Annotated in this window: 23 protein-coding genes; 15 read left to right on the forward strand and 8 right to left on the reverse strand. The window is 67.0% G+C overall.

The genetic code is table 11. The features are described from left to right. Positions 1-191: 191 nt before the first annotated feature. Positions 192-695 (forward strand): hypothetical protein, encoded by a 504-nt coding sequence (locus ACSYAO_RS04135; protein WP_049461269.1) that lies wholly within the window; start codon positions 192-194, stop codon positions 693-695. Between the two features lie 46 nt (positions 696-741). Then, positions 742-1,797, forward strand: coding sequence for a suppressor of fused domain protein (locus ACSYAO_RS04140; protein ID WP_049461270.1), 1,056 nt, complete (start codon positions 742-744; stop codon positions 1,795-1,797). 67 nt (positions 1,798-1,864) lie between these two features. Here ACSYAO_RS04140 and ACSYAO_RS04145 read toward each other — a convergent pair whose 3' ends face one another. The 5 genes from ACSYAO_RS04145 to ACSYAO_RS04165 form a co-directional block, all read right to left on the reverse strand. Further along, the gene (locus ACSYAO_RS04145) at positions 1,865-2,476 is read right to left on the reverse strand and encodes a glutathione S-transferase N-terminal domain-containing protein (RefSeq protein WP_014036113.1); all 612 of its coding nucleotides are present in this window, start codon (positions 2,474-2,476) and stop codon (positions 1,865-1,867) included. An 84-nt stretch (positions 2,477-2,560) separates the two neighbouring features. Next, positions 2,561-3,019, reverse strand: coding sequence for a cell wall hydrolase (locus ACSYAO_RS04150; protein WP_004154513.1), 459 nt, complete (start codon positions 3,017-3,019; stop codon positions 2,561-2,563). Positions 3,020-3,316: 297 nt separating this feature from the next. After that, positions 3,317-5,347 carry an NADPH-dependent 2,4-dienoyl-CoA reductase gene (locus tag ACSYAO_RS04155; RefSeq protein ID WP_049461271.1) on the reverse strand — a complete coding sequence of 677 codons (2,031 nt, stop codon included), beginning with the start codon at positions 5,345-5,347 and terminating at the stop codon, positions 3,317-3,319. Between the two features lie 376 nt (positions 5,348-5,723). Beyond that, positions 5,724-6,353: a membrane protein YczE gene (gene yczE, locus ACSYAO_RS04160; RefSeq protein ID WP_049463677.1), complete on the reverse strand. Its 630-nt coding sequence runs from the start codon at positions 6,351-6,353 to the stop codon at positions 5,724-5,726. 203 nt (positions 6,354-6,556) lie between these two features. Continuing rightward, the gene (locus tag ACSYAO_RS04165; RefSeq protein WP_049463678.1) at positions 6,557-7,576 is read right to left on the reverse strand and encodes a zinc-binding alcohol dehydrogenase family protein; all 1,020 of its coding nucleotides are present in this window, start codon (positions 7,574-7,576) and stop codon (positions 6,557-6,559) included. A gap of 357 nt (positions 7,577-7,933) precedes the next feature. Between ACSYAO_RS04165 and ACSYAO_RS04170 the strand changes: the two genes are divergently transcribed. The 4 genes from ACSYAO_RS04170 to ACSYAO_RS04185 all read left to right on the forward strand — a co-directional run bounded on the left by ACSYAO_RS04170 (position 7,934) and on the right by ACSYAO_RS04185 (position 11,000). Then, a complete protein-coding gene (locus tag ACSYAO_RS04170; RefSeq protein WP_010483958.1) occupies positions 7,934-9,025 on the forward strand; it encodes an OmpA family protein in 1,092 nt (363 codons plus the stop codon). 218 nt (positions 9,026-9,243) lie between these two features. After that, positions 9,244-9,750, forward strand: a complete 507-nt coding sequence (locus ACSYAO_RS04175; RefSeq protein WP_049463430.1) for a hypothetical protein — start codon at positions 9,244-9,246, stop codon at positions 9,748-9,750. A 20-nt stretch (positions 9,751-9,770) separates the two neighbouring features. Then, the gene (locus tag ACSYAO_RS04180; protein WP_049463432.1) at positions 9,771-10,580 is read left to right on the forward strand and encodes a pseudouridine synthase; all 810 of its coding nucleotides are present in this window, start codon (positions 9,771-9,773) and stop codon (positions 10,578-10,580) included. A gap of 84 nt (positions 10,581-10,664) precedes the next feature. Beyond that, positions 10,665-11,000: a hypothetical protein gene (locus tag ACSYAO_RS04185; protein WP_049463434.1), complete on the forward strand. Its 336-nt coding sequence runs from the start codon at positions 10,665-10,667 to the stop codon at positions 10,998-11,000. 84 nt (positions 11,001-11,084) lie between these two features. Here the strand turns inward: ACSYAO_RS04185 and kbl are convergent, their stop codons facing one another. Beyond that, the gene (gene kbl, locus ACSYAO_RS04190; RefSeq protein ID WP_049463435.1) at positions 11,085-12,293 is read right to left on the reverse strand and encodes a glycine C-acetyltransferase; all 1,209 of its coding nucleotides are present in this window, start codon (positions 12,291-12,293) and stop codon (positions 11,085-11,087) included. Positions 12,294-12,491: 198 nt separating this feature from the next. Between kbl and ACSYAO_RS04195 the strand changes: the two genes are divergently transcribed. Continuing rightward, on the forward strand, positions 12,492-13,187 hold the full coding sequence (locus ACSYAO_RS04195; protein WP_049463438.1) for a TorF family putative porin: 696 nt from the start codon (positions 12,492-12,494) through the stop codon (positions 13,185-13,187). A 186-nt stretch (positions 13,188-13,373) separates the two neighbouring features. On the opposite strand, the gene tdh is transcribed toward ACSYAO_RS04195, so the two are convergent. After that, entirely contained in the window at positions 13,374-14,396 is a 1,023-nt protein-coding gene (gene tdh / locus ACSYAO_RS04200) for an L-threonine 3-dehydrogenase (protein ID WP_010483949.1), read from the reverse strand. A gap of 313 nt (positions 14,397-14,709) precedes the next feature. On the opposite strand from tdh, the gene ACSYAO_RS04205 reads away from it, so the two are divergent. The 7 genes from ACSYAO_RS04205 to ACSYAO_RS04235 all read left to right on the forward strand — a co-directional run bounded on the left by ACSYAO_RS04205 (position 14,710) and on the right by ACSYAO_RS04235 (position 23,345). After that, complete coding sequence (locus ACSYAO_RS04205; protein ID WP_049463439.1) at positions 14,710-16,872, forward strand: S46 family peptidase; 2,163 nt, start codon at positions 14,710-14,712, stop codon at positions 16,870-16,872. Positions 16,873-17,120: 248 nt separating this feature from the next. Then, the gene (locus tag ACSYAO_RS04210) at positions 17,121-17,765 is read left to right on the forward strand and encodes a histidine phosphatase family protein (protein WP_010483945.1); all 645 of its coding nucleotides are present in this window, start codon (positions 17,121-17,123) and stop codon (positions 17,763-17,765) included. A 41-nt stretch (positions 17,766-17,806) separates the two neighbouring features. After that, the gene (gene folC / locus ACSYAO_RS04215) at positions 17,807-19,078 is read left to right on the forward strand and encodes a bifunctional tetrahydrofolate synthase/dihydrofolate synthase (protein ID WP_049463441.1); all 1,272 of its coding nucleotides are present in this window, start codon (positions 17,807-17,809) and stop codon (positions 19,076-19,078) included. An 81-nt stretch (positions 19,079-19,159) separates the two neighbouring features. Next, on the forward strand, positions 19,160-20,188 hold the full coding sequence (locus ACSYAO_RS04220) for an SPOR domain-containing protein (protein WP_049463442.1): 1,029 nt from the start codon (positions 19,160-19,162) through the stop codon (positions 20,186-20,188). Between the two features lie 46 nt (positions 20,189-20,234). Further along, a complete protein-coding gene (locus ACSYAO_RS04225; protein WP_049463446.1) occupies positions 20,235-21,014 on the forward strand; it encodes a CvpA family protein in 780 nt (259 codons plus the stop codon). A gap of 30 nt (positions 21,015-21,044) precedes the next feature. Further along, positions 21,045-22,511, forward strand: a complete 1,467-nt coding sequence (gene purF / locus ACSYAO_RS04230) for an amidophosphoribosyltransferase (protein WP_032129068.1) — start codon at positions 21,045-21,047, stop codon at positions 22,509-22,511. Positions 22,512-22,520: 9 nt separating this feature from the next. Then, positions 22,521-23,345 (forward strand): ferritin-like domain-containing protein, encoded by an 825-nt coding sequence (locus ACSYAO_RS04235; RefSeq protein WP_049422611.1) that lies wholly within the window; start codon positions 22,521-22,523, stop codon positions 23,343-23,345. 67 nt (positions 23,346-23,412) lie between these two features. Here ACSYAO_RS04235 and ACSYAO_RS04240 read toward each other — a convergent pair whose 3' ends face one another. Further along, positions 23,413-24,870, reverse strand: a complete 1,458-nt coding sequence (locus ACSYAO_RS04240) for a DUF2235 domain-containing protein (RefSeq protein ID WP_049462830.1) — start codon at positions 24,868-24,870, stop codon at positions 23,413-23,415. Positions 24,871-25,095: 225 nt separating this feature from the next. Between ACSYAO_RS04240 and ACSYAO_RS04245 the strand changes: the two genes are divergently transcribed. After that, positions 25,096-26,349, forward strand: a complete 1,254-nt coding sequence (locus tag ACSYAO_RS04245) for a zinc-dependent metalloprotease (protein WP_032129071.1) — start codon at positions 25,096-25,098, stop codon at positions 26,347-26,349. The last annotated feature ends 75 nt before the right edge of the window (positions 26,350-26,424 follow it).

Consider the following 26,424-nt stretch of genomic DNA (forward strand, 5'->3'; position numbering starts at 1 on the left):
CACCCCCCATCAATCCCGAGGTTGCCGGCCAGCGGCCGGCACTACCCGCAGCACTTGCGCTAAGCTCGGCCTGTCATCGACCTGCAATACACGGTGCGCGCCGGGGAAGGCGCGTGCCGTCCGGGGATGGCACACAGGGGAGCGTGCCCGCCAGGGCGCGCCGGCATTGCGCATCGAGGGAGGGGGAGGCAATGGCTTTGCTGCACGCCAAGACGGCTGCAGGCCGTCAGGAAATCGAAGACCGTGGTCGGCGTCTGCCGGCGGCACTGCGTTCGATCCTGCTGATGGTCGACGGCCATCGCGATGACACTGAATTGCGCGGCCTGTTCGAAGGCCTGCGGGCACCGCCGGATGCACTGGAGCAGTTGGCCGCGCTGGGCCTGATTGAAGTGATCGGCGGAAGTGTCGAAACCGCACCGACGCGCAGCATCAGCACCGGCCGTGAACAGGACCCGGCGCTGTACCAGCAGCTGTACGACGCGATGAGTGAGGCCGTGCGTCGGCATCTGGGCCTGAAGGGCTATTTCATGCAGTTGAAGATCGAACGCTGCACCGATGCGCTGGCACTGGAGCGCCTGTGCCCGGAACTGCTGGCGGCGGTGGGCAAGGCGCGTAGCCCGGCATTGGCGCAGCGCTGGTGGCAGGAGACCCAGGCGGCCGTGGTCAATGGTGGCGGCGAGGTCGTGCAGGCCTGAGCCACCGCGTAAAGTGATCGGTTCACTTCCCCACAAGGAGTCCCGCGTGCAGGACGACCACGACGATACCGATACCCCCGGCTGGGACGCGATCAATGCGGCGCTGGCGCCGCTGTATGCCGGGCAGGAACCGCGTCACTTCGGCACCGCGCTTCCGTACACGCTCGGTGGCCAGGATCCGCTCGATGGCATCAGCGTGTACTGGGCGGATGCGCCGGTACCGCATTGGCATTACATCACCTACGGCTTCTCCGAGCTGTACGCAAAGGAGAGCAGTGATGCCACCGCCAGTGGCTATGGTTTCGAGCTGACCTTCCGCCTCGCTGCCGACGCCGGTGAGAACGCCGGCAGCACGCCACCGGTGTGGCCGATGAACCTGCTGCAGAACCTGGCGCGCTATGTGTTCGGCAGTGGCAACGTGTTCGAGGATGGCCACCACCTCAACGCCAACGGCCCGATCGCGTTGGAGACCAACACGCGCTTGTGCCATCTGGCCTTCGTCGCAGATCCGCAGTTGCCCGCACGCGACACCGCCAATGGCCACCTGCAGTTCCTGCAGCTGGTCGGGTTGACCGATGAGGAGATGGAAGCGGTCAAGCGCTGGTCGACGCGCGGCGTGCTGCAGGCGCTGCAACCGGCGATGCCGCTGTGGATCAGCGACCTGCATCGCGGCAACCTGCTGGAGGGTCCGGCACTGGCTGCACAGGTGCAGACCGGCAGCGAGCGCGAGGGCTCCAGCACCGGCATGCTGTTCATCGAGACGCTGGACTGGCGCCAGGAGGCGGGCGTCACCACCCTGGTGCTCGGTGCGGGCCAGGTGGCCAGCGTGTGCGAGCTGCTGCCATTGCGCCTGCGCCACGGCAAATCACTGGAACTGGTCAGCCGCGAGCGGCAGTGGGAATTCATTCCGGCCGCGCGCGGTCAAACCGGCGAGGTATCGGCCGACAGCGCGCGCTGGGCGTTGGACGAGACGGGTCTGGAAGCCCTGGCAGGCGTGCGGGCCGAGCGCGGCATCTACCCGGTGGCGGCGGCGCTGCGCATCGAAGTGGTGCCGACCTACCTGCGCGATGCCAAGGGCGAAGTGATCCGCCAGATCGGCTGAGTGTGGCGATTGCACCGATGGGGGCAGAGCCGTCTGCTGCGCAGACGGCTCCGACCCATGGTCTGGATCAGGCCAGGCCCTCGGCCTTCAGCGCGGCCTGCACGCCGGCATCGGCGTCCATGCGTGCCTTGTAGGCGGCCAGGTTGTCCAGGCCGGACAGGTCGACCCTGGTGCCGGCGGCCCAGCGCAGGGTGATGTAGAAGTACGGGTCGGCGAAGCTGCGGAAACCGGCCAGCCAGGGCTTGTCGGCCAGCTGCTTGTCAGCGGTCTCGAACAGGCCACGCAGGCGCTTGTGTGCGGCGGCGCGGATCGCATCGAACTGGCTCTCGTCGGCGATGAACTTGCCCGGGGCGAACAGCGGCGAGAAAGCCGGATGCACGTCCGAATTGACGAAGGCCAGCCAGCGGGTGGCTTCGGCGCGCTGGCGCGGGCTGCCGTCGCCGCCGAGGCCGGCCTGCGGGAAGCTGTCGGCGATATAGCCCATGATCGCGGCGTTCTGCAGCAGCACGAAGTCGCCGTCGACCAGTGCGGGGACGGCACCGGCCGGATTGATCTTGAGGAATTCCGGGCCCTTCAGGGTGTCCTTGTTCAGCAGTTCAACCTCGAACGGCTGGCCGGTCCACTGCAGGGCGATGTGGTCGGCGGTGGAACAGGCACCGGGCTTGCTGTACAGCTTCATGGGAACTCCAGGTGATGCGGGCGGGAAACGCCCACTATCCCAGAGCTTGCCAGCGGGCGGCAACGCTGCCGCCAGCACGGATCGTTACGACTGCCGCGGCTTGAGGTTCTGCACCTTATAGAAGGTGTGATCGCCGATGGTGGCCACCTGGTAGGCATTGCGCCAGTTCGGGCTGGCAATGGACAGCGCGGCGAAGTGGCTGGCACCGGGCACGATCTCGCGGCGCTCGCCGGCCGGCAGCGCCCAGTTGCGCTCGGCGTCGAAGGCCACGTTCATCGCCTCGCTCCAGGCCGCATCATTGCCCAGCTGGGTGCCGGGCGAGACGATGGTCGGTGCGAACTGCTTGCGCGCGGTGACCACCTGGCACATGGAGTCGCCCCACAGGCCACTGTCGAGGCGGCGCAGGGCGACCTCGGCGACGGCCTGCTGGCCACGCAGGGTCTGGTCGCGGGCTTCCAGGTAAACGGTGGTGCTCAAACACAATGAATCAGCGGCCGGCTGAGGCAACAACTGCGACAGCCAGAGAATCCAGGCCAGTTTCATATAACTCCTTGCTCCGTATGGGCCGCACGCTCCGGTTCCGGCCGCGGGGGCGACAGGAGGCGGGGTACGACTTGGCGTCATGGGGAGGCGGCCATCGGGGCCGCCCCGTGGGCAGCCCCAAAAGAAACGATCAGTACCGATCGAGGGGCTGCGCCGGCTCACCGGAAACTGGCTGGTGAGCGGAAAGATGGCGCAAGGTAGGGGGGGATAGCCGAACGCATCGTGAACCGCCCGGCTTGACATTCAGGTTCGGCAGGGGTGACGGAAATCACATTCCGCCCCCCATTCAGGCGCTCATCAGAGCGCGGCGGCCACCCGGCTGCCCTGGTCGATGGCGCGCTTCGCATCCAGTTCGGCGGCCACATCGGCACCCCCGATCAGCTGCGCGTTGATGCCGGCGGCCTGCAGTTCGGCCTGCAATGCACGGTTCGGTTCCTGCCCGGCGCAGATCACCACATGGTCGACCGGCAGCAGCTGTTCGCTGCCTTCCACGCGGATGCGCAGGCCCTCGTCGTCCACGCCCAGGTACTCGACGCCACCGAGCATGCGCACGCCCTTGGCCTTCAGTGTGGCGCGGTGAATCCAGCCAGTGGTCTTGCCCAGTCGCGCGCCGGGCTTGCCCGGGCTGCGCTGCAGCAGCCAGAGCCGACGCGGTGACGCCTCGACCTCGGGCCGGCCCAGCGAGCCGCGGGCCTCGAACGCGCTGTCCACGCCCCATTCGGCCATCCAGCGTTGCGGGTCGAGGGAGGGGGACTCACCTGCGTGGCTGAGGAACTCGCCGACATCGAAGCCGATGCCGCCGGCGCCGATGATCGCCGCATTGGTGCCCACTTCAACCCGGCCCAGCAGCACGTCCAGGTAGCTGACCACCTTGGCGTGGTCGGCGCCGGGGAAGTCGACCTTGCGCGGGGTGATGCCGGTGGCCAGCACCACCTCGTCGAAGCCGGTCAGGGTGGCGGCATCGGCGCGGGTGCCGAGGCGCAGCTGCACGCCGGTTTCGGCCAGCGTGTGGCGGAAGTAGCGCAGGGTCTCGTGGAACTCTTCCTTGCCGGGGATGCGCTTGGCCACGTTGAACTGGCCGCCGATCTCCTCGTTGGCATCGAACAGGGTGACCTGGTGGCCGCGCTGGGCAGCGACGGTGGCACACGCCAGGCCTGCCGGGCCAGCACCGACCACGGCAACTTTCTTCGGCGTGGCGGTGGGGCGATAGACCAGCTCGGTCTCGTGGGCGGCGCGCGGATTGACCAGGCAGCTGGCCAGCTTGTTCTCGAACACGTGGTCCAGGCAGGCCTGGTTGCAGGCGATGCAGGTGTTGATCGCCTCGGCGCGGCCGGCACGGGCCTTGTTCGGCCATTGCGGGTCGGCCAGCAGCGGACGCGCCAGCGACACCATGTCGGCACCGCCGCTGGCGAGGATGCGCTCGGCGACGTCGGGCATGTTGATGCGGTTGGTCGCCACCAGCGGCACCTTCACATGCGGCTTGAGCTTGGCGGTGACCCCGGCGAAGGCGGCGCGCGGCACCGAGGTGGCAATGGTCGGAATACGGGCTTCGTGCCAGCCGATGCCGGAATTGATGATCGTCGCGCCGGCGGCCTCGATGGCCTGCGCCTGCTGCACGATTTCCTCCCAGTTGCTGCCGTCCTCCACCAGGTCCACCAGCGACAGGCGGTAGATGATGATGAAGTCCGGGCCACAGGCCTCGCGGATGCGGCGCACGATCTCGACCGCGAAGCGCATGCGCTGGTTGGCATCGCCGCCCCAGCGGTCGGTGCGCTTGTTGGTGCGCGGGGCGATGAACTCGTTGATGAGGTAGCCCTCCGAGCCCATCACTTCCACACCGTCGTAGCCAGCCTCGCGGGCCAGCTTCGCGCTGCGTGCGTAGTCGGCGATATGGCGCTCGACGCCGCTGGCCGACAACGCACGCGGGGTGAACGGGTTGATGGGTGCCTTCAGCTTCGACGGCGCCACCGACAGAGGGTGGTAGGCATAGCGGCCGGCATGCAGCAGCTGCAGGCATATCTTCGCGCCGTGCTGGTGCGCGGCGGCGGTGAGCTGACGGTGCGGGCGTACTTCCCAGGGCCAGGACAGCTTGCCGCCGAACGGCTTCAGCCAGCCGACCACGTTCGGCGCGAAGCCGCCGGTGACGATCAGGCCGACACCGCCCTCGGCGCGTTCGGCGAAGTAGGCCGCCAGCCGCGGGAAGTCGCGGGCGCGATCCTCCAGGCCGGTGTGCATCGAGCCCATCAATACGCGGTTGCGCAGCTGGGTGAAGCCCAGGTCCAGCGGGGCGAACAGATGGGGGTAGGCGCTTTCGTTGGCTGGCGACATTGTCGATACGCTTGCGTACGGAAGCGCGAAGCGTGCCGCGAAACGGCGGCCGGGGCAAGGGCCGGCCTTTGGGTAGTGCCGGCCGCTGGCCGGGTACGCTCGGCACATGCGTGCTGTCGCTCCCGCAATTCGCTGCGCGAACCGCGGGCCCCACTTACCGGCCTCCACGCCCCCGCGCCTGCGGCGCTGCCCCCGAACTCCGGGGGGTAGTGCCGGCCGCTGGCCGGGTACGCTCGGCACATGCGTGCTGTCGCTCCCGCAATTCGCTGCGCGAACCGCGGGCCCCACTTACCGGCCTCCACGCCCCCGCGCCTGCGGCGCTGCCCCCGAACTCCGGGGGCGGTAGTGCCGGCCGCTGGCCGGCATCCCGATCAGCTCAGGGGGACTGCGGCTGCCGGCCAGCGGCCGGCACTACCGGGGTGCGACCGATCCCGAACCAGCCCAGCGTGACACCACACAGCGGACCGATCAGCAGGGCGAAGGCGAGGGTGCCGAGCCCAACATTGCCGCCCAGCCACCAGCCCAGCAGCAATACGCTGCCTTCGATCAGGCTGCGCACTTTCCAGATCGGCCAGCCGGTGCGGGCATGCAGGCCGGTCATCAGGCCGTCGCGCGGGCCAGGGCCAAGCCTGGCGCCGATGTACAGGCCGGTGGCCAGCGCGACCAGCAGCATGCCCGCGCAGAACATCGCCAGCTGCCAGCCAAGGCCGACGGCCGGCGGCAGCAGCCATAGCCCGAACTGCGCGGAGGGGCCGATCAGCATCACGTTGAGAACGGTCCCTACACCCGGCTTCTGCCGCAGCGGCCACCACAGCAGCAACACCAGTGCGCCGATGACATTGGTCGCCAGGCCGAACGACAGCGGCGTCTGCGCGGCGATGCCCTGCGACAGCACGTCCCAGGGCGCCACGCCGATGGCCGCACGGATCATCAGCGAGGCGCCGAAGCCGTACAGGAACAGGCCGGTGATCAGTTGCAGCAGGCGCAAGGGCAGGGCGGTGGGCATGACGGTCTCGGGGGAGAGGAATCTGTTTCCACCGTAATTCCGATCCAGTCACTTCCATAGATACAGATGCCGACCAATCCGCCGCTACAGTGTCGTCGAGCATGCTCGACTGCTCCTGATGAATCAGTCGAGCACGCTCGACGCTACGATCAGACCGCACGGCCGGGCATGGGCTCGGCTTTACAGCGGCGCTCCAGCCTGGCTCAGTCGCCCCAGCCTGCCAGCGCCAGCTTGCCCACCGTGCGTCCGCTGGCCAGGCGCTGATGCGCGATGTCCAGATTTGCCGCATTGATCGGGCCCAGGCTTTCACTGAGGGTGCCGCGCAGCTGGCCGGCATCGATCATGCTGGCCGTGCGGCTGAGGATGCGGTGCTGCTCGATGCAGTCGGCAGTGGCAAAGCGCGAGCGCGCGAACATGAACTCCCAGTGGATGCCGATGCACTTGGCTTTGTAGGGATCGCCGATGCGCAGCGGCCCACGCGGCTCGACGATCAGGCCCACATGTCCCTGCGGCGCCAGCAGCAGGCCCAGTTCGTCCCAGTAGTGATCGGTGTCGGCCAGGTTGAGTGCGACCTGCACCGTGTCGATGCCCAGCGCCTGCAGTTGGGCCTGAAGTGGTTGCCGGTGGTCGATCACGTGCCGGGCACCCATCTGCCGGCACCAGTCGGCCGAGGCCTCGCGCGACGCCGTGGCGATCACCTCGAAACCCGCATGGCGGGCCAGCTGGATTGCCATCGAGCCGACCCCGCCCGCACCGCCGATCACCAGCAGGTGCTGGCCGGCGTGGCGGCGATCGTCCAGCCGCAGCGGCATGCGCTCGAACAGCAGCTCCCAGGCGGTGAGCGTGGTCAGCGGCAGCGCTGCGGCTTCAGCGAAATCCAGCGTGGTTGGCTTGCGCGCGACCAGGCGTTCATCCACCCAGTGGTACTGCGCATTGCAGCCGGGGCGGGTGACATCGCCTGCGTAATAAACCTCGTCACCGGAGGCAAACAGGCTCGCCTCGTCGCCGATTGCCTCGACCACGCCGGCAGCGTCCCAACCCAGCACGCGGGGTGCCTGGAGCGTGGCCGGATCCGTGCTGGCGCGCTGCTTGCCATCGACGGGGTTGACTGAAACCGCCTCGACCCGGACCAGCAGGTCACGGCCCCGGGGAGGCAGCGGCGGAGGCAGGTGGATATCGCACAGGGCAGTGGCGGATTCACGACTCAGGGCGACGGCTTTCATCACGGCTCCGGCTGGGTTCGTGGCTCCATCATAAGGTTCCTCACGTTTCCGCAGGCGCGCTGAACCGTTTGATGCAGCGCGCCGCGCAATATGTCGTTTTCCCCGCCTAAACCCCGTCAAACCCTTGCAGCGTGAGGGTCTTGCGGATTTTCATCATCCTGTATAGGGTTTCAACGTCGGACCGGCGGACGGTCGGGCGCAACACTTCACATGTTACGGGACTGTTAACATGGCCTTCACCCGCCTGAGCATAATGTTCGCGGCGGTGGCGTGCTGAATCGGCTGTCGTACATCGACGCACTTGTGCTGGCCCATGCCTCTACCGGTTTCATACCCCCGAAATAGGAGCTGTACTCAATGAACAAGAAGATCCTTACTGCCGCGCTGCTGGGCGGCCTGGCTTTTGCCCAGGCAGCTTCGGCGCAGGAGTTCGATGACCGCTGGTACCTGACCGGTTCGGCCGGCTTCAACTTCCAGGACAGCGACCGTCTGACCAATGACGCTCCGTTCGTGACCCTGGGCCTGGGCAAGTTCATCAGCCCGAACTGGTCGCTGGACGGTGAGCTGAACTATCAGAACCCGAACTTCGATTCGAACAAGGACCTGAACTGGTCGCAGTACGGCGTCTCGCTGGACCTGCGTCGCCACTTCATCAAGGAAGGCCGCGGCTGGAACCCGTACATCGTCGGTGGCCTGGGCTACCAGAAGTCGGAAGAAGAGTACCCGGCGCTGAATGCCAACGGTCCGCGCCAGCGTAAGGACGGCAACGTTGCCGCCAAGCTGGGCGTCGGCCTGCAGACCACCTTCGAAAAGCGCGTTGCTGTCCGCGCCGAAGTGGCTTACCGCGCTGACTTCGACGACCAGAGCGTTGCCGCTCCGAAGGAAGACTGGTTCGGTGACGTGCTGGCTTCGGTCGGCGTCGTGATCCCGCTGGGCCCGGCTCCGGTCGCGGCTGCTCCGGCTCCGGCTCCGGTTGCCCCGAGCTGCGCCGACCTGGATGACGACGGTGACGGCGTCAACAACTGCGACGACAAGTGCCCGAACTCGCAGCCGGGTCAGACCATCGGTCCGGACGGTTGCCCGGTTCCGGTCTCCATCGACCTGAAGGGCGTCAACTTCGACTTCGACAAGTCGAACCTGCGTCCGGACGCCGTGGCGATCCTGAGCGAAGCCACCGAGATCCTGAAGCGTTACCCGGATCTGCGCGTTGAAGTTGCCGGTCACACCGACTCGAAGGGTACCGACGCTTACAACCAGAAGCTGTCGGAGCGTCGCGCTACCGCCGTGTACAACTACCTGACCAAGAACGGCGTTGACGCCGGTCGCCTGGTCGGCCCGATCGGCTACGGCGAGAGCCGTCCGATTGCTCCGAACACCAACCCGGATGGTTCGGACAACCCGGAAGGTCGCGCCAAGAACCGTCGTACCGAGCTGAACGTCCAGAACTAAGTTCTGACGCTCTGCCAGTAGGACACAGCAGGACCCGGCTTCGGCCGGGTCTTGTTGTTTCTGCGGCCCGGAATCCGGTGCCTGCCGGTCCGGGGTAACCGTTCGTCGGGTTTTTGTCCGTAAAACCAATGGGTTGCCGTATTCATTGAAAGTGGCGCTTGAAAGCTGTCGCGGCATTGCTAAACTCGCCGCGTCACTTCCTTTTCTGGATGCCCTTCATGCTGCGCTCTGCATCGGCCGCCGTCCTGGCGCTGGCCCTGGTTCCCGCCGCCCACGCTGCGGTCGATTGCTCGGTCAACACCAGCGCCTCGCCGCTGCCGTTGCCGGCCACGACCATCGCGCCGGTGGCCGACGAGCTCTACATCCGTGGCAACCAGCTGGGCATGCCGGCCGGCGTGCTGAGCAGCAACTACGATCCGTCGCAGTCGCTGGACCAGGTGCTGCAGCGCCTGCGCATCGATGGCTGCCAGAACATCGCCAAGGCCATTCCGAGCGCCCCTGCAGTGAAGCCGAATGATCCGGCGGCCTACAAGCCGCAGACCGAATTCGACAACACGCCCTGGCGCTTCGACATGAGCCAGAACGGCAAGCGCATGACCGCCGAAGAGTTCGACGCCTGGATGAAGGCGCGTGGCGTGCGTGTGGTCAAGGCGCGTCCGGCTCCGGCCGCCATTCCGGCCCCGGCCGAAGCACCGGCTGAGACCAAGCCGGTCGACAAGAAGTAAGCACCGCGGGGAGCAGAGGCTTGCGCACGCGCCGCCCACCTGCCGCCCCCGCCGCCCGCTCCCACGCACCGCGTGGGCGTGCGACTCCCGCTGCCACAGCCGCCGGTGTCCGTCATGGTCTGGCGCGCGTGCTGTCCAAGGCCGGCGTGTGTTCGCGCAGCGAGGCCGCGCGCTGGATCGCCGATGGCCGCGTGCGCGTCTCCGGCCGCATCGTGCGGGATCCCGAATTCCCGATTGGGCAGCCGGCGCCGCCGATCGAGGTCGATGGCCAGCCGATGGGCGCGCCGCAGCGCCTGTACCTGATGCTCAACAAACCGCGTGGGGTGGTGACCACCGCGCAGGACGAACGTGGCCGCGACACCGTGTACCGCTGCTTCGATGGTGCCGGCCTGCCGTGGATCGCGCCGGTCGGGCGCCTGGACAAGGCCAGTGAAGGGTTGTTGCTGTTCAGCAACGATCCGCAGTGGGCCGCGCGCCTGACCGATCCAGAGACCGGCCCGCAGAAGACCTATCACGTGCAGGTGGATCGTCTGCCCGATGAGGACACCCTGGCCGCGCTGCGCGCCGGTGTCGAAGACGAGGGCGAGTTCCTCGTCGCCCAGGCTGTGCGCGTGCTGCGCAGCGGCGATAAGACCGCGTGGCTGGAGGTGGTCCTCGACGAGGGCCGCAACCGCCACATCCGCCGCCTGTTGGCGGCCTTCGACCTGCAGGTGCTGCGCCTGGTCCGGGTTGCGATCGGCGGGCTGCAGCTCGGCGATCTCGGCAAGGGCCAGTGGCGGGTGCTGGAGGTCAGTGACCAGCCGCGGCTGGGGGCCGCTGCACCGGGCTGATCATCGCCCGCGGCCGGCGGTTGCCGGCCACCGTTCCAGGCGTAGGGGGCGTCTGGCTGCTGAATTTCCCGAACGGAGCCTGCCATGTACCACCCGACCCTCAACCAAACCCTGCGCTGCGCAGGCCTGCTGCTGCCGATGGTGCTGCTGACCGCCTGTGGTGGCCACAAGAAGGTGGCCAAGGCGGAAATGCCGGCCGAGACCCCGGTGGTGGAAGTGAAGACCCCGGAGCTGGATGGTCGCGGCAGCTACCGCTTCCTGATGAGCAACGGCGACAAGAAGATGACCGCCGACGAGTTCGACGCCTGGATGAAGGCCAACGGCATCCGCGTTGCCAAGGGCAACGGCCAGGATGCTGCCGCCAAGCCGGTGGTGGTGGCCAGCAAGGACGAGCCGAAGGGCAAGAAGAAAAAGAAGTGATGCCGGGAAGGTGCCGACCTCGGTCGGCACGCCCTCACGCCTGGTAGGTGCCGACCTTGGTCGGCACGCTTTGGCCGGTGGGGATCAACCCTTGATCACGCCCAGCTCGACACCGATGCGGGTGAACGCATCGATCGCGCGGTCCAGGTGCTCGCGGCTGTGCGCAGCGCTGATCTGGGTGCGGATGCGCGCCTGGCCCTTGGGCACCACCGGGAAGAAGAAGCCGATCGCGTAGATGCCTTCTTCGAGCAGGCGCTCGGCGAACTTCTGCGCCAGCGGCGCGTCGTACAGCATCACCGGGCTGATCGGGTGCACGCCCGGCTTCACGTCGAAACCGGCGGCGACCATCTTTTCGCGGAAGTAGCGGGTGTTCTCCACCAGGGTGTCGCGCAGGTCGTCAGCGGCGGCCAGCATCTCGAACGCCTTGATGCCGGCGGCCACCACATGCGGCGGCAGCGAGTTGGAGAACAGGTACGGCCGCGAACGCTGGCGCAGCAGCTCGATCACCTCGGCGCTGGCGCAGGTGAAGCCGCCCATTGCGCCGCCCATGGCCTTGCCCAGGGTGCCGGTGATGATGTCGATCTTTTCCAGCACGCCCTTCACTTCGGCCGAGCCGCGGCCGGTGGCACCGAGGAAGCCGGTAGCGTGGCATTCGTCGATGTGCACCAGCGCGTTGTACTTCTTCGCCAGCGCGGTGATCTCGTCCAGCGGCGCAATGAAGCCGTCCATCGAGAACACGCCGTCGGTGGTGATCAGCTTGGTCTTGCAGCCGGCGGCATCGGCGGCCTGCAGCTGGGCTTCCAGGTCGGCCATGTCGCAGTTGGCGTAGCGGAAGCGCTTGGCCTTGCACAGGCGCACGCCGTCGATGATCGAGGCGTGGTTCAGTGCATCGGAAATGATCGCGTCGTTCTCACCGAGCAGCGGTTCGAACAGGCCGCCGTTGGCGTCGAAACAGGCCGCGTACAGAATGGTGTCCTGCTTGCCGAAGAAGTCGGCAATCTGCTTCTCCAGCTGCTTGTGCAGGTCCTGGGTGCCGCAGATGAAGCGCACCGAGGCCATGCCGAAGCCGTGGGTATCCAGCGCATCCTTGGCGGCCTGGATCAGGTCCGGATGGTCGGCCAGGCCCAGGTAGTTGTTGGCACAGAAGTTCAGCACCTTGCGGCCATCCTCGAGGGTGATCTCGGCCGACTGCGGGCTGGTGATGATCCGCTCGGACTTGAACAGGCCCTGGGCGCGGATGGCGTCCAGTTCCTCGGCGTAGTGGCGGGTCAGGGCGGAGGAGGCGTCGGTCATGGCGTGGGCACGGCTCTGAACGGGGAAACCGTTGATTCTACCGGGCTACGACGGCCTTCGACCGGGCCGGGCAGGGCACCGCCACGGGTGGCACATGTTGCATCGCAATAGCAAACGGGTTAAAAATTCGTGAACCGTGCCTGTCTGGCGCCGGTTGCCCGCTCCCCCTTCCCGCCCCCGCCACCCTCGGAGACGCCCATGAAGCACGCCCGTGCCTGCCTCGCCATTGCCGCTGCCCTGACCCTGGCCGCCCCGTTCGCCGCCTGCGCACAGGAAAACGAATCGCCGTACAGCTGGAACGTCACCGCTGTTTCCGATTACCTGTTCCGTGGTGTGTCGCAGACCGACGAGGATCCGACCCTGCAGGCCGGTTTCACCTACACCAGCCCGGTTGGCCTGTATGCCGGCGTGTGGGGTTCGGGCGTGGACTTCGGTGCAGGTGATCCGAAGACCGAGGTCGACTACCTGATCGGCTACGGCGTGGACGTCACCGAGCGCGTCAACGTCGACGTGCTGCTGAACCGCTACACCTACCTGAAGTCCAGCCACCAGAACTACAACGAGCTGATCACCACCACCACGCTGGATGACACCTACAAGCTGACGGTGGCCTACACCAACGATGTATGGAACAGCAGCACCGATGGCTGGTACTTCGGCCTGGGCGGCAGCTGGGGCCTGCCGAAGGACTTCACCCTGAATGCCAACGTCGGTCGCAGCACGTTTGAAGACGGCATCGCCAAGGATTACACCGACTGGAATGTCGGCGTTGAGCGCCAGTTCGGGATGGCCAAGGTCGGCCTGGGTTACTACGGCACCGACGGCAACGGCCGCGACAACTCCGGCAAGCTGGCCCACAGCCGCGTGATGCTGAGCGTCGCCGTCGGCAAGTAACGCCGCAGGCGTTACGGTAGGTGCCAGGCTTGCCTGGCACGCTTTACGAAAAAGGCGCCCAATGGGCGCCTTTTTCAATTCCAGCAGCATGCCTTACCCCGGCTGGGGGAGAGCCCCCTTGTTGTTCAAGGGGGCGCGCCGACGGCGCGGGGATAAGGAGACCTGCGGGGGAATTGACCCGAAGGGTCAATTCCAGCTGAGCACGACCTTGCCGGCCTTGCCTTCTTCCATCAGGTCGAAGCCCTTCTGGAAGTCGTCGATCGGCAGCTGGTGGGTCATCACCTTGCCGAGCGGGAAGCCGGACAGCACCAGCTGGGTCATCTTGTACCAGGTCTCGTACATCTTGCGGCCGTAGATGCCCTGCACGGTCAGGCCCTTGAAGATGATCTTGTCCCAGTCGCAGCCGGCGCCCTTGGGCATGATGCCGAGCATGGCGATCTTGCCGCCGTGGTACATGCAGTCGAGCATGTCGTTGAACGCGCGCGGGTTGCCGCTCATTTCCAGGCCGACGTCGAAGCCCTCCATGTGCAGCTCCTTCATCACGTCCTTCAGCGACTGGTTGGCCACGTTGACGACGCGGGTGGCACCCATGTCGGCGGCCAGCTTCAGACGGAAGTCGTTGACGTCGGTCACCACCACGTTGCGCGCACCGATGTGCTTGCAGATGCCGGCGGCGATGATGCCGATCGGGCCCGCGCCGGTGATCAGCACGTCTTCACCGATCACGTTGAACTCCAGCGCACAGTGCGCGGCGTTGCCGTACGGATCGAAGAACGCGGCCAGCTCGGACGGAATCTGGTCCGGGATCGGCCACAGGTTGCTGGCCGGCATCACCATGTACTCGGCGAAGGCGCCGTTGACGTTGACGCCGATGCCGACGGTGTTCGGGCACAGGTGCGGGCGGCCGCCACGGCAGTTGCGGCAGTGGCCGCAGACGATGTGGCCTTCGGCCGAGACGCGCTGGCCGATTTCATAGCCGGTCACGGCCGAGCCGAGTGCGGCGACGCGACCGACGAATTCGTGGCCGATGGTCAGGCCCGGCTTGATGGTGCGCTGGCTCCACTCGTCCCACAGGTAGATGTGCAGGTCGGTGCCGCAGATCGCGGTCTTCTCGAGCTTGATCAGGACCTCGTTCGGGCCCGGGGTCGGAACCGGAACTTCTTCCAGCCAGATGCCCTTGGCCGCTTCGCGCTTGACCAGGGCCTTCATCGTTTGCTGCGCCATCGGGGTGGAACTCATCAGGGGGAAAGCGCGGATTATAGGGTGCCGCGCGGATTTCCCATGTTGCGCTGCGGGTGCAGTGGCGGAACGAAAGGCGTGCGCCGGCGGGCGTTTCGAACGTGCTGCGAACAGCAGCGTCTCCCTGGTTCGGGGGAGGGTGACCACGCCCCCTCTGGACGATTTCCGTGTGCGCGGCCCACGTGCGCGTGGCAGAGCAAGAAGCAGGCCCATGACTTCCGGGGTTCGGGCCGGGGCAGGGCGGCGGGCTACAATCGAAGGTTCCACTACCAGGGGCCGCTCCATGCGCTCGAACCTGCTTGCATTCTCCATCGTCGCCAGCCTTGGGCTGGCCCAGGTCGCCCATGCCGCTGAAGGCATGTGGGTGCCGCAGCAGCTGCCGGAAATCGCCGGCCCGCTGCAGAAGGCCGGCCTCAAGCTGTCCCCGGAACAGCTGGCCAACCTGACCGGCGACCCGATGGGCGCCGTCGTCGCCCTCGGCGGCTGCACCGCCAGCTTCGTCTCGCCGCAGGGCCTGGTAGTCACCAACCACCACTGCGCTTATGGCGCCATCCAGCTGAATTCGACCGCGCAGAAGAACCTGATCAAGGACGGCTTCAACGCGCCGACCCTGAAGGACGAACTGAGCGCCGGCCCGAACGCCCGCGTGTTCGTGCTCGACCAGATCACCGACGTCACCGCCCAGGCCAAGGCCGCCATTGCTGGCGCCGGCAACGATCCGCTGGCCCGCAGCCGCGCGCTGGACGCCTTCGACAAGGCCCAGGTCGCCGCCTGTGAAGCCGATGCCGGCTTCCGCTGCCGCCTGTACAGCTTCTCCGGCGGCAACACCTACCGCCTGTTCCGCAACATGGAAATCAAGGACGTGCGCCTGGTCTACGCGCCCCCGGGCAGCGTCGGCAAGTTCGGCGGCGACGTCGACAACTGGATGTGGCCGCGCCACACCGGCGACTTCTCGTTCTACCGCGCCTATGTGGGCAAGGACGGCAAGCCGGCCGCCTTCGCCGCCGACAACGTGCCGTACCAGCCCAAGCACTTCCTGAAGTTCGCCGACCAGCCGCTGGGCGCCGACGACTTCGTGATGGTGGCCGGCTACCCCGGCCGCACCAACCGCTATGCACTGGCCGGTGAGTTCAACGAAACCGCCAGCTTCACCTACCCGTCCATCGCCAAGCACTACAACGCGGTGCTGAAGATGATCGCCGATGCCGGCAAGGCCGACGCCGACGTCAAGGTGAAGTACGCAGCGACCGCCGCCAGCATGAACAACGTGGCCAAGAACTACCTGGGCCAGCTGGAAGGCTTCAAGCGCATCGACGCCGCCGGCCAGAAGCAGGCTGAAGAAGCCGCCGTGCTGGCCTGGCTGAAGAAGCAGGGTGCTGCCGGCAAGCCGGCCCTGGCCGCCCACGCGCAGCTGCTCAAGCATCTGGATACCAGCAAGTCGACCCGCGAACGCGACCTGTTCGTCGGTCAGTTCAACAACACCTCGGCCGTTGGCGCGGCGATCACCCTGTACCGCCTGTCGATCGAGCGCAGCAAACCGGATGCCGAACGCGAAGCCGGTTACCAGGAACGCGACCTGACCACCATCGAAGGTGGCCTGAAGCAGATGGACCGCCGCTACGTGGCGAAGATGGATCAGCAGCTGCAGGCCTACTGGCTGGACCAGTACGTGGCCCTGCCGGCCGCACAGCGCGACAACGAAGTGCTGAACAAGTGGCTGGCCGGCAGCGATGCCGCTGCGGTGAAGTCGCTGGTGGGCAAGCTGTCGGGCACCGAGCTGGGCAGCCTGGACGCACGCCTGAAATGGTTCAAGGCCGACCGCGCCGCGTTTGAGGCCAGCAACGATCCGGCCATCCAGTACGCCGTGGCCGTCATGCCGGCGCTGCTGAAGCAGGAAGAGCAGAAGAAGATCCGCGAAGGCGAATCGCTGACCGCGCGCCCGCTGTACCTGCAGGCCGTGGCCGACTACAAGAAGAGCCAGGGTGAGTTCGTCTACCCGGACGCCAACCTGTCGCTGCGCATCACCTTCGGCAACGTCATGGGCTATGGCAAGGACGGCGTAAAGTACACCCCGTTCACCACCCTGGAAGGCGTGGCGGCGAAGGAAACCGGTGAGGATCCGTTCGATTCGCCGAAGGCGCTGCTTGATGCAGTCAAGGCCAAGCGTTACGGCGGCCTGGAAGACAAGCGCATTGGTTCGGTGCCGGTGAACTTCCTGTCCAACCTGGACATCACCGGTGGCAACTCGGGTTCGCCGGTGCTGGACGCCAACGGCAAGCTGGTCGGCCTGGCCTTCGATGGCAACTGGGAATCGGTCAGCTCCAACTGGGTGTTCGACCCGGTGATGACCCGCATGATCGCCGTCGACAGCCGCTACATGCAGTGGATCATGCAGGAAGTGGCGCCGGCGCCGCAGCTGCTGAAGGAACTGAACCTGGTCAAGTAAGGTTCGCGGTTCCGGGCGGTCCATCCACGCATGGCGTGGATCTACTGCCTGTACCGAGGGTAGTGCCGGCCGCTGGCCGGCAACCTCGACCAGATAGCCGGAGTTTCCGAAACCCCGCGACGCAGGTCGCGGGTTTTTTTCATGCCCGGCCCGGCCCGGTGCGCCGAACAGGTATCATCCCTGTTCCGCGTACTTCACAGGATGTGAACGAAACGCGGAAACCTCCTCCCCCAGGACCCCTTGCACGCATGCGCATCCTGCTTGCCCGCCACGGCGAAACGCCATGGAACGCCGAAGGCCGCTACCAGGGCCAGATCGATATTCCGCTTTCGCCGATCGGTGAAGCCCAGGCCCAGGCACTGGGTGCCCGCCTGGCCTCGGTGGACATCACCCGTGCCGTCGCCTCGCCGCTGTCGCGCGCGCAGCGCACCGCGCAGCTGGCGCTTGGCGCCGCGCGTGCCGACATGCTGCTGACCGAGCCGGAGCTGCAGGAAATCGCCCACGGTGAGTGGGAAGGCCTGCTCGCCAGCGAGATCAACGAAAAGGATCCGTCGCGCCTGCAGGCCTGGCGCGAGGAGCCCGATACCGTGCTGATGCCCGGTGGCGAATCGCTGCGGCTGGTGCTGGAACGCAGCTGGCGTGGTCTGGCCCGTGCCACCGAAGGCCTCGGCGAGCACGACACCCTGCTGGTGGTTGCGCACGATGCGGTCAACCGCGTGATCCTGTGCAAGGTGCTGGGCCTGCCGATTTCCCGCCTGTGGACCTTCCGCCAGGCACCGACCACGCTCAACCTGCTCGAAGGCGCCGACCTGGACAGCCTGGAAGTGGTGCGCCTGAACGACTGCGCCCACCACACGCCGTTCTTCGGCGAAGCCAAGCACCGCGCACTCTGACCCGCCACACCGAACCACCTGTACCTGCTGGAAGCACTGCCGTGACGAACACCCCGACCACCCTGGCCGATTGGCTGGATTACATTGAACGCCAGCACCCGGCGACCATCGACATGGGCCTGGAACGCGTGCGCGCTGTGGCCACGGCGATGGGTCTTGGCGCGCCGGCCGGGCGCACCATCGTGGTCGGTGGCACCAACGGCAAAGGCTCCACCGTGGCCTTCATCGAGGCCATCGGCCGTGCTGCCGGTTGGAAGGTGGGTGCCTACACCTCGCCGCACCTGCTGCGCTACAACGAGCGCGTGCGCATCGACGGGCAGGACGTGGACGATGCGGCGCTGGTTGCTGCGTTCAATGCCGTCGAAGCGGCACGCGGCGACACCACGCTGACCTATTTCGAGTACGGCACGCTCGCTGCTTTGCAGCTGTTCGCCGACGCCGGGCTGGACCTGGCGGTGCTGGAAGTGGGCTTGGGCGGCCGCCTGGATGCGGTCAACATCGTCGACGCCGATGTATCGGTGATCACCACCGTGGACATCGACCATGCCGAGTGGCTGGGCGAGGACCGCGAAGCGATCGGCGCCGAGAAGGCCGGCATCATCCGTGGCTGGAAGCCGGTGATCCTGGGCGAGACCGATCCGCCGTCCAGCGTGCTGGCGCGTGCCTATCTGGTCGGTGCCAACGCGATCCGCGGCGGCAGCGATTACTTCTACGAGCCGATCGACGCCCAGCGCTGGCGCTGGCGCGACGTCGGCCTGCGCATGGAGCTGCCGACCCCGGCGCTGGCCGGCCCGATCCAGCTGGCCAATGCCGGTGCTGCCATCGCCGCCCTGCGCGCGCTGGACAAGCCGGTGCCGCGTGCTGCGTGGACCGCGGGCATCGCAGCAGCGCGTATCTCCGGCCGCATGCAGGCATTCGAGCGCGACGGCGTGCAGATCCGCGTGGACGTGGGCCACAACCCACAGGCGGCGGGCCAGCTGGCGCGTGCGCTGAAGGCCGAAGTGTCAGCCGGCCGCACCCTGGCGGTGTACGCCGCGTTGCAGGACAAGGACGCGGCGGGTGTGGTGCAGGCCCTGCAGGACGTGGTGGGCGAGTGGACCCTGGCCGGGCTGGACGGTCCGCGTGGACAGAGCGCCGCTCAGCTGCAGGCACGCCTGAGCGGTACGGTGGCGGCCAAGGCACCGCTGGCCGATAGCGTCGAACAGGCCCTGGCGCAGGTGCTGGCCCAGGCTGAGCGGGGTGACCGGGTGCTGGTGTTCGGCTCCTTCCATACCGCCGCTGCGGCCCTGCAGTGGCTGCAGGGCGACGCCTGATCCGCGTTCAGCCAACGCCGACGCCGGCCGGTCCGGCACCCGTATAATCGACGGCAATCTCCGGACAGTTGCCTGCCTCACGTGGATACGCCTCTGAAACAGCGTCTGATTGGTGCCATCGTGCTGGTGGCACTGGCCGTGATTTTCCTGCCGATGCTGGTCAAGGGACCCGCACCTGACAGCGGTGTCGCCAATGTGCCGATCGCCGCGCCGGATGCGCCGGCCGATGGCCAGTTCGAAACCCGTGAGCTGCCTCTGGTCGCCCCGGCCGGTGGTGCCACCGGCCTGCAGACCGGGCAGGCCAAGCCGCTGCAGGAGGCTGCCACGCCGGCTACGCCGCCGACCGTGGACACCTCGCCGGCAGTCGCCGCCGGCAACTATGCGGTCACCTTCGGTGCCTACGGCAGCAAGGCCGACGCCGATGCGGTGATCGCCTACCTGAAGCGCTCGCAGCTGCCGGGCTTCGCTGAAGCGGCCACCATCAACGGCCGCCAGGCATGGCGCGTGCGCGTTGGACCTTACGCCGACCGTGCCCAGGCCGAAGCGGCCCGCCTGCAGGCGGTGAAGATCCGTGCGGATGTGAAGGCCGAAGTGATCACCCTGGACGCGGCGGCCGGCAGCAGTGCCCCGGTTGCGGCCACCCCGGCACCGGCTGCGCCGAGCGCCAGCACCCCGTCCGCAGCTGTTGCGCCCTCGGCCAGCGGCAACCCGGTCCGCAGCGAAAGCCTGCCGCCGAGCACGCCAACGGCGACCGCGCCGCCGGCCGCCAAGCCGGAACCGCCGAAGCCGGCGCCGAAGCCCGAACCGAAGCCGGAGGCCACCGCCAGCAAGCCGGCGACGGTGCCGACCACACCGGCAGCACCGGCTGCCAGCGGCGTCGGCTTTGCCGTGCAGCTGGGCGCGTTCGGTCAGGCCAACGATGCCAATGCCCTGCGCGACAAGGTTCGTGCCGCTGGTTTCAGCGCTTTCGTCGAGCAGGTGCGCACGGACAAGGGAACCCTGCATCGCGTCCGCGTCGGGCCGGTGGCCAACCGCGCTGACGCCGAGCAGCTGAAGGCGCAGGTCGCCGCCAAGGTCGGCGTGGCCGGCATGGTCCGACCGCACCCATGACCCACGCGCAGCCCCGTTGCCAGCGCCGCCGAAGGAGAGGGGCGCCATGATCGACGTGGTGCTGCTGATCGTGATCGCCGCCTCGACCCTGCTGGGGATGCTGCGCGGCTTCGTCGGAATCGTCATCGGCACCCTGTCGTGGCTGCTGGCCGCGTGGGCGGCCTTCGCCTTCGGTAATGACGCGGCCCACTGGTGGGCCGCGCCGGCGGCCCCCGGAGGCGAGCACTTCGTCGGTGGCTACCTGGGGGTCGGCATCGGCGTGATGATCGTGGTCGCGGTGATCGGCATGGTCATCAAGGCCCTGGTCCACCGCAGCATGCTGACCAGCCTGGACCGCCTGCTGGGCGGGGTGCTGGGCGCGGTGCGAGGCGGCCTGATCGCCGCGGTCCTGCTGCTGCTGGGCAGCTTCACCCCGCTGACCGCCGAACCCTCGTGGCAGCGCTCGGCGGTGCGTCCGTTGCTGAACCCGACCGTGGCCTGGATGAACCGCAAACTGCCGCACTGGGAGGTTCCCGGGGGCGATCTGCTGCCCAAGGCCTTGCCGACCGACGCGCTGTCCCCATCTGCATTGATGGAGTTGGGCAAGAACGCAGGCGCCGGGTTGGGAAAGCCGGGCGCGGCAGGCGATAATGGCATCCTCAACCAGGTAGTGGCAGGCAGCGGATGGCTGCGGCCTGCGAAAGCGGAACAGGGCGATTCCTACGATCCGGCCGAAGTGCGCCCGGACGCTCCTGCACTGCCGGACAGTATCGAGCCGGGCGATCCGGCCAACGTCGACCGCGCGCGCGGCGACCACCGCGGCCAGGTACGGCCACCTTCCTTGTAACTGGGCACAGCCCAGCGGAGACCTCGCACCATGTGTGGCATCGTCGGAATCGTCGGCAACCAGAACGTCGCCGGGCAGTTGTATGACGGCTTGACCGTTCTCCAGCACCGTGGCCAGGATGCGGCGGGCATCGCCACCGCCAGCGGCAGCCGCCTGCGCGTGCAGAAGGCCACCGGCCTGGTCCGCGATGTGTTCGATGCCCGCACCATGTCCACCCTGGAAGGCAGCGTCGGCATCGCCCATGTGCGCTACCCGACCGCCGGTTCGGAAGGCATGGACGAGGCACAGCCGTTCTACGTCAATTCGCCGTACGGCATCGCGCTGGCCCACAACGGCAACCTGATCAACACCGAAGCGCTGCGCCAGCAGGTGTTCGAGCAGGACCGCCGCAACGTCAACACCGATTCGGACAGCGAAGTGCTGCTGAACGTGTTCGCCTATGAACTGGAGCAGCAGCGCCAGCTCAGCCCGGAAGCGGCCATCCGCGCGGTGGCCGGCGTGCACCGCCGCTGCAAGGGTGGCTATGCGGTGGTCAGCGTGGTGCTGGGCCTGGGCCTGGTCGCCTTCCGCGACCCGCATGGCATCCGGCCGCTGGTACTGGGCAAGCGCAGCCACGCCGAAGGTGACGAGTACATCGTCGCCTCCGAGTCGGCCGCGCTGGACGTGCTGGGCTTCCAGCGCGTGCGCGACGTGCAGCCGGGCGAAGCGCTGGTGATCACCGCGCGTGGCGAGCTGTTCTCGGAGATCTGCGCCGAGCCGGCCGAGCACACCCCGTGCATCTTCGAATACGTGTACTTCGCGCGCCCGGATTCGATGATCGACAACGTCTCGGTACACAAGGCGCGCATGCGCATGGGCATCAAGCTGGGCGAGAAGATCCTGCGCCTGCGCCCGGACCACGACATCGACACCATCATCCCGATCCCGGATACCTCGCGCGATGCCGCGCTGGAGATCTCCAACGTGCTCGGGGTGAAGTACCGCGAAGGCTTCATCAAGAACCGCTACATCGGCCGCACCTTCATCATGCCGGGCCAGGGCGAACGCGTGAAGTCGGTGCGCCGCAAGCTCAACCCGATCCACCTGGAGTTCCGCAACCGCGTGGTGCTGCTGGTGGACGATTCGATCGTGCGCGGCACCACCAGCCAGCAGATCGTGCAGATGGCCCGTGATGCGGGCGCGCGCAAGGTCTACCTGGCCAGCGCGGCACCGCCGGTGCGCTACCCGAACATCTACGGCATCGACATGCCGGCGGCCGAAGAGCTGGTCGCGCACAACCGCACCGTGGAAGAGATCGAAGCCCACCTGGGCTGCGACTGGCTGATCTACCAGGACCTGGAAGACATGGAAGCGGCGGTGAGCGAGGGCAACCCGGCGCTGCGCAACTTCGATTCGTCCTGCTTCAACGGCCACTACCCGACGGGTATCGAGCCGGGCTACTTCGAGCGCATCCAGCAGCTGCGTTCGGACGACGCCAAGCACAAGCGCCGCGCCTGAGGTCCAGGCGTGGTCGATGTACCCGACGTTGGTGGCGACCTGCTGCGCGCTGCGCAGCAGTGCCTGGCCGAAGCCGACCCGCTGCGCAAGGTGGCGCTGACCCAGGCCTATGCCGCCGCGTTCCGTGCTGGCCGCCTGAAGGTGGAGGCCGATGCACCGCCGCCGGAGCCGATCCGCATGCCCGGCCGGCCGGCGCAGCTGGTGCTGGTGCATCCGCGTGAAGTGCCGCGGCGTGGACTGGGCGGTGTGGAAGGGCGTGCCGCCTTCATCCACGCCATCGCCCATATCGAACTCAACGCGATCGACCTGGCCTGGGATGCGGTATACCGCTTCCGTGGCCTGCCGCCGGCGTTCCATGCCGACTGGGTCAGCTGTGCCGACGACGAATCGCGGCACTTCATGCTGCTGCGCGAACGCCTGCAGGTGCATGGTCACGACTATGCCGATTTCCCAGCGCACAACGGCCTGTGGGAAATGTGCGAAAAGACCGCCCATGACGGCCTGGCACGCATGGCGCTGGTGCCGCGCGTGCTGGAAGCGCGCGGCCTGGACGTAACGCCCGGCATGATCGGGAAGCTGCGCAATGTCGGCGATGGCGAAACCGCCGATGTGCTGGAAGTGATCCTGCGCGAGGAAGTGGCGCACGTCGCTGCCGGTTCGCGCTGGTATCGCTGGTACTGCGACCGCGCCGCTGTCGAGCCGCGTGCGCGCTTCAAGGAACTGCTGGTGGAGTACGCCGGCGGCTACCTGCATGGGCCATTCAACATCGAAGCGCGCCTGCTGGCCGGGTTCGATGCGGATGAGTTGGCCAACCTGATTGAACAGGCCGGTTGAAGAAAAGGGGACGGAGGGGATTAAGTCGTTTGTGGCACAAACGACTTAATCCCCTCCGTCCCTTTTTTCATGCGTTTGGCAACACCACGCGCTTGCCATCCACCGTTGGCCGGTTGATGTAGAACAGGCCGGGACCCGGCCGGTACGGCAGTTCGCTGACGCCGGCATCGGCGGCGTAGGTCAGTGCGGTGTCGCCCAGTGCATCGAAGTTCCAGTGCGCCGACTGCATCAGGTAACGCCGTCGCAGCAGCGCCTCCTGTGTCTGCGTCAGCGGCTGTCCGGCAACCAGTCGGCGTGCGATCGGCTGCAGGGCGGACGGCAGCTCCCAGCCGGGAACTCCAGCGGCATTGGCGGTCCATTGCACGCCAGCATCGATGGCCTGCTGCTGCATCACCTGCAGTGCGATCAGCTGGTAACGCCAGTCGATGCGCCGACGCAGCACCACCGCGGCGGTCACATACAGCACCGGCGACAACAGCACGCTGCGGCTGCCGGCGCGACGCTGCTGCTGCCACTGGTGCCAGACATCCACCCAGATCTCCTTTTCACCCACGCCCAGCTGCTGCCGCCAGCGTTCGGCGTCGGCCTGCGTTTCGGCGTAGGCCGTGGTGGCCTGCAGCAACGCCAGTGGGGGGACCTGGTAGTCGGAAACCGGCGGGCGACGCAGCTGCTGCCGGCGTGGACGGCTGAGCAGCTTGGGCCCTTCTTCCAACTGGTTGTAGCCACCGCCGATGTTGGCGTGCACGCCGGGCAGGGCGATCTCGGTGAACGTTGGCGCGACGCTGGTCAATGGATAGTGTTGGCGATGCTCGTCACGCGCGGCCAGTTGCACGACGTGTGCCGCGATGCCACTGCGCAGGGCGAGCTGCGGGTGTTCATCGGCGCGGCCACCATTGACTGCAACCACGGTGTCGAACAGTCCGATGAAGCGCAGCACCGGCGTGACGGCGGCGAAGTCCGCAGTGCAGGGCAGGCCGGCGCCCTGCAGCAGCTGGCGCCAGCGCGCGCTGTCCCAGGCCTGCAGCTGGTTTGCGATATCACGTGCCGCGGCAGCACCGCGCGAATAGCCGAACAGATCCAGCTGCACGCCACGCAGCGGTCGCTGCCAGCGCGCGGACAGCTCGGCCAGTGCCGCCGGCAGCAGCACCTGCAGCGCGCGCTGCACTTTCGCGCGAACGCCACTGGCACCGATGCCGAAGGCCAGTCCGATCAGGTCGTCATCGGCTTCATCGCGGGTCCCCACGCCCTCGACATAGATCGACAGCCAAGGCGCGGCCATCGCATCGCGGCGGCTGTCCGGATACAGCTGCTGCAGGCGCGCGATGTTGGTCAGGCCGTTGTCGTAGCTGCTGGTCAGCCGGCTCTGGTAGGTCGAATCATCATCCGCGCGCAGCTGCGCCGGGCGTGGCTGCGGAACCTGTGGGCGACCGCGTGCCAGGTTGTGTGCGTTGTTGCGGGTGCCATCGAAGAACAGGCCGATCCGCAGCAAGCCGACATCTTCGTCCGTGTCCTGCGATGGTGCCATGTGCATTCCCCGTCGTGGCTGCGTCACGGTAGCGCGAAAGCGGTGTATTGGCGAAGTGTAGTGACGCTTTTGACCTTACTTAACGCAGATGCGGTCGATCACAGTTCCTGATTTTCATTCCCATCTTCTATTGAATTCACACGACCCGCGCAGGCCAGATGGCCAGACCCGGTAGACCCGGGCGTGCTGCATCAACGCTGTTCACATCATTCAAGGAGCGACGCAATGTTGTCCAGATCGATTGGCAAAGCGGCAGGTGGCCTGGTGTTGGGTTTGTCGGTGGCAGCGGCCGCGCATGCGGCACCGTTGTTCGAGCCGGTGACGGTCATCAGCCGCGCATCGGCAAACAGTGAGCCCGCGCTGGGCAAGCTGCTGGCCACCCCGTCCACCGCGACGGTACAGGAAGTGCGTGTCGACGCTGCTGCCACTGCGCAGCCGCAGCTGGAGTTCGAACTGCTTGGCCAGCGTGTGCAGGCGGTGCGCAGCAAGGTGGAAGCCCTGCCCGATGGCGGCAGCATCTGGTACGGCCAGTTGCGCTCGCCGTCCGATCGGCTGACTGCCGCCACTTCGAATGGCCAGGATGATCCTGGTAATTCAGTGATCCTGGTGCGTTCGGGCAACACCCTCACCGGTTCGATCCGCAAGGACGGCAAGCTGTATCGCCTGCGCCCACTGGGCAACCGCCATGTACTGGTGGAAGTGGATGAGTCGCGGATGCCGGCCGACCATCCGGCCGACTACAACCAGCTGCCGAAAATCCCGATGGGCAACAATGACCGCATCGGCATCGCGCAGGCCTCGTCCGGTACCCCGGCCACCATCCGCGTGCTGGTGGTGGCAACCAATGCAGCGGTAACGGCCTATGGCGGCAACATGCAGTCGCTGGTGCAGCTGGCGGTAGCCGAATCCAACCAGGGCTACGTCAACAGCAACGTGGGCATCACCCTGCAGCTGGCCGGCTATGAAACCACCAGCTACACCGAATCCGGCAACTTCACCACCGACCTGACCCGCTTCCGCAACACCAGCGACGGCTACATGGACAGCATCCACACCAGCCGCAACAACACTGCGGCCGATGTCGGCGTGCTGCTGATCAACAACACGAGCTACTGCGGGTTGGCCTCGGGCATCGGTTCGACGGCATCGACGGCGTTCGCGGCGGTGTACTGGGATTGCGCGACCGGCTATTACTCCTTCGCGCATGAGATCGGCCACCTGCAGAGTGCGCGGCACGATATCGCCAGTGATCCCAGCACGTCGCCCTATGCCTATGGGCACGGTTATCGCTACGAGCCGTCCTCCGGTTCGCGCTGGCGCACGATCATGGCTTATGACTGCTCGGCCGGCTGCCCGCGCCTGAACTACTGGTCCAACCCGAACATCAACTACAACGGCATCCCGATGGGCAATGCCAGCACCGCCGACAACCAGCGCGTGCTGGTCAATACCAAGGCCACCATCGCGGCCTTCCGCTGAGGCCAACCGCCGACCGAGGTCGGCGTCTACCCGGGTGCGTTCACCTGCCCTGGTAGATGCCAACCTTGGTTGGCA

The sequence above is a fragment of the Stenotrophomonas sp. STK16_22 genome, assembly GCF_051984505.1.
GTDB lineage: Bacteria > Pseudomonadota > Gammaproteobacteria > Xanthomonadales > Xanthomonadaceae > Stenotrophomonas > Stenotrophomonas maltophilia_A.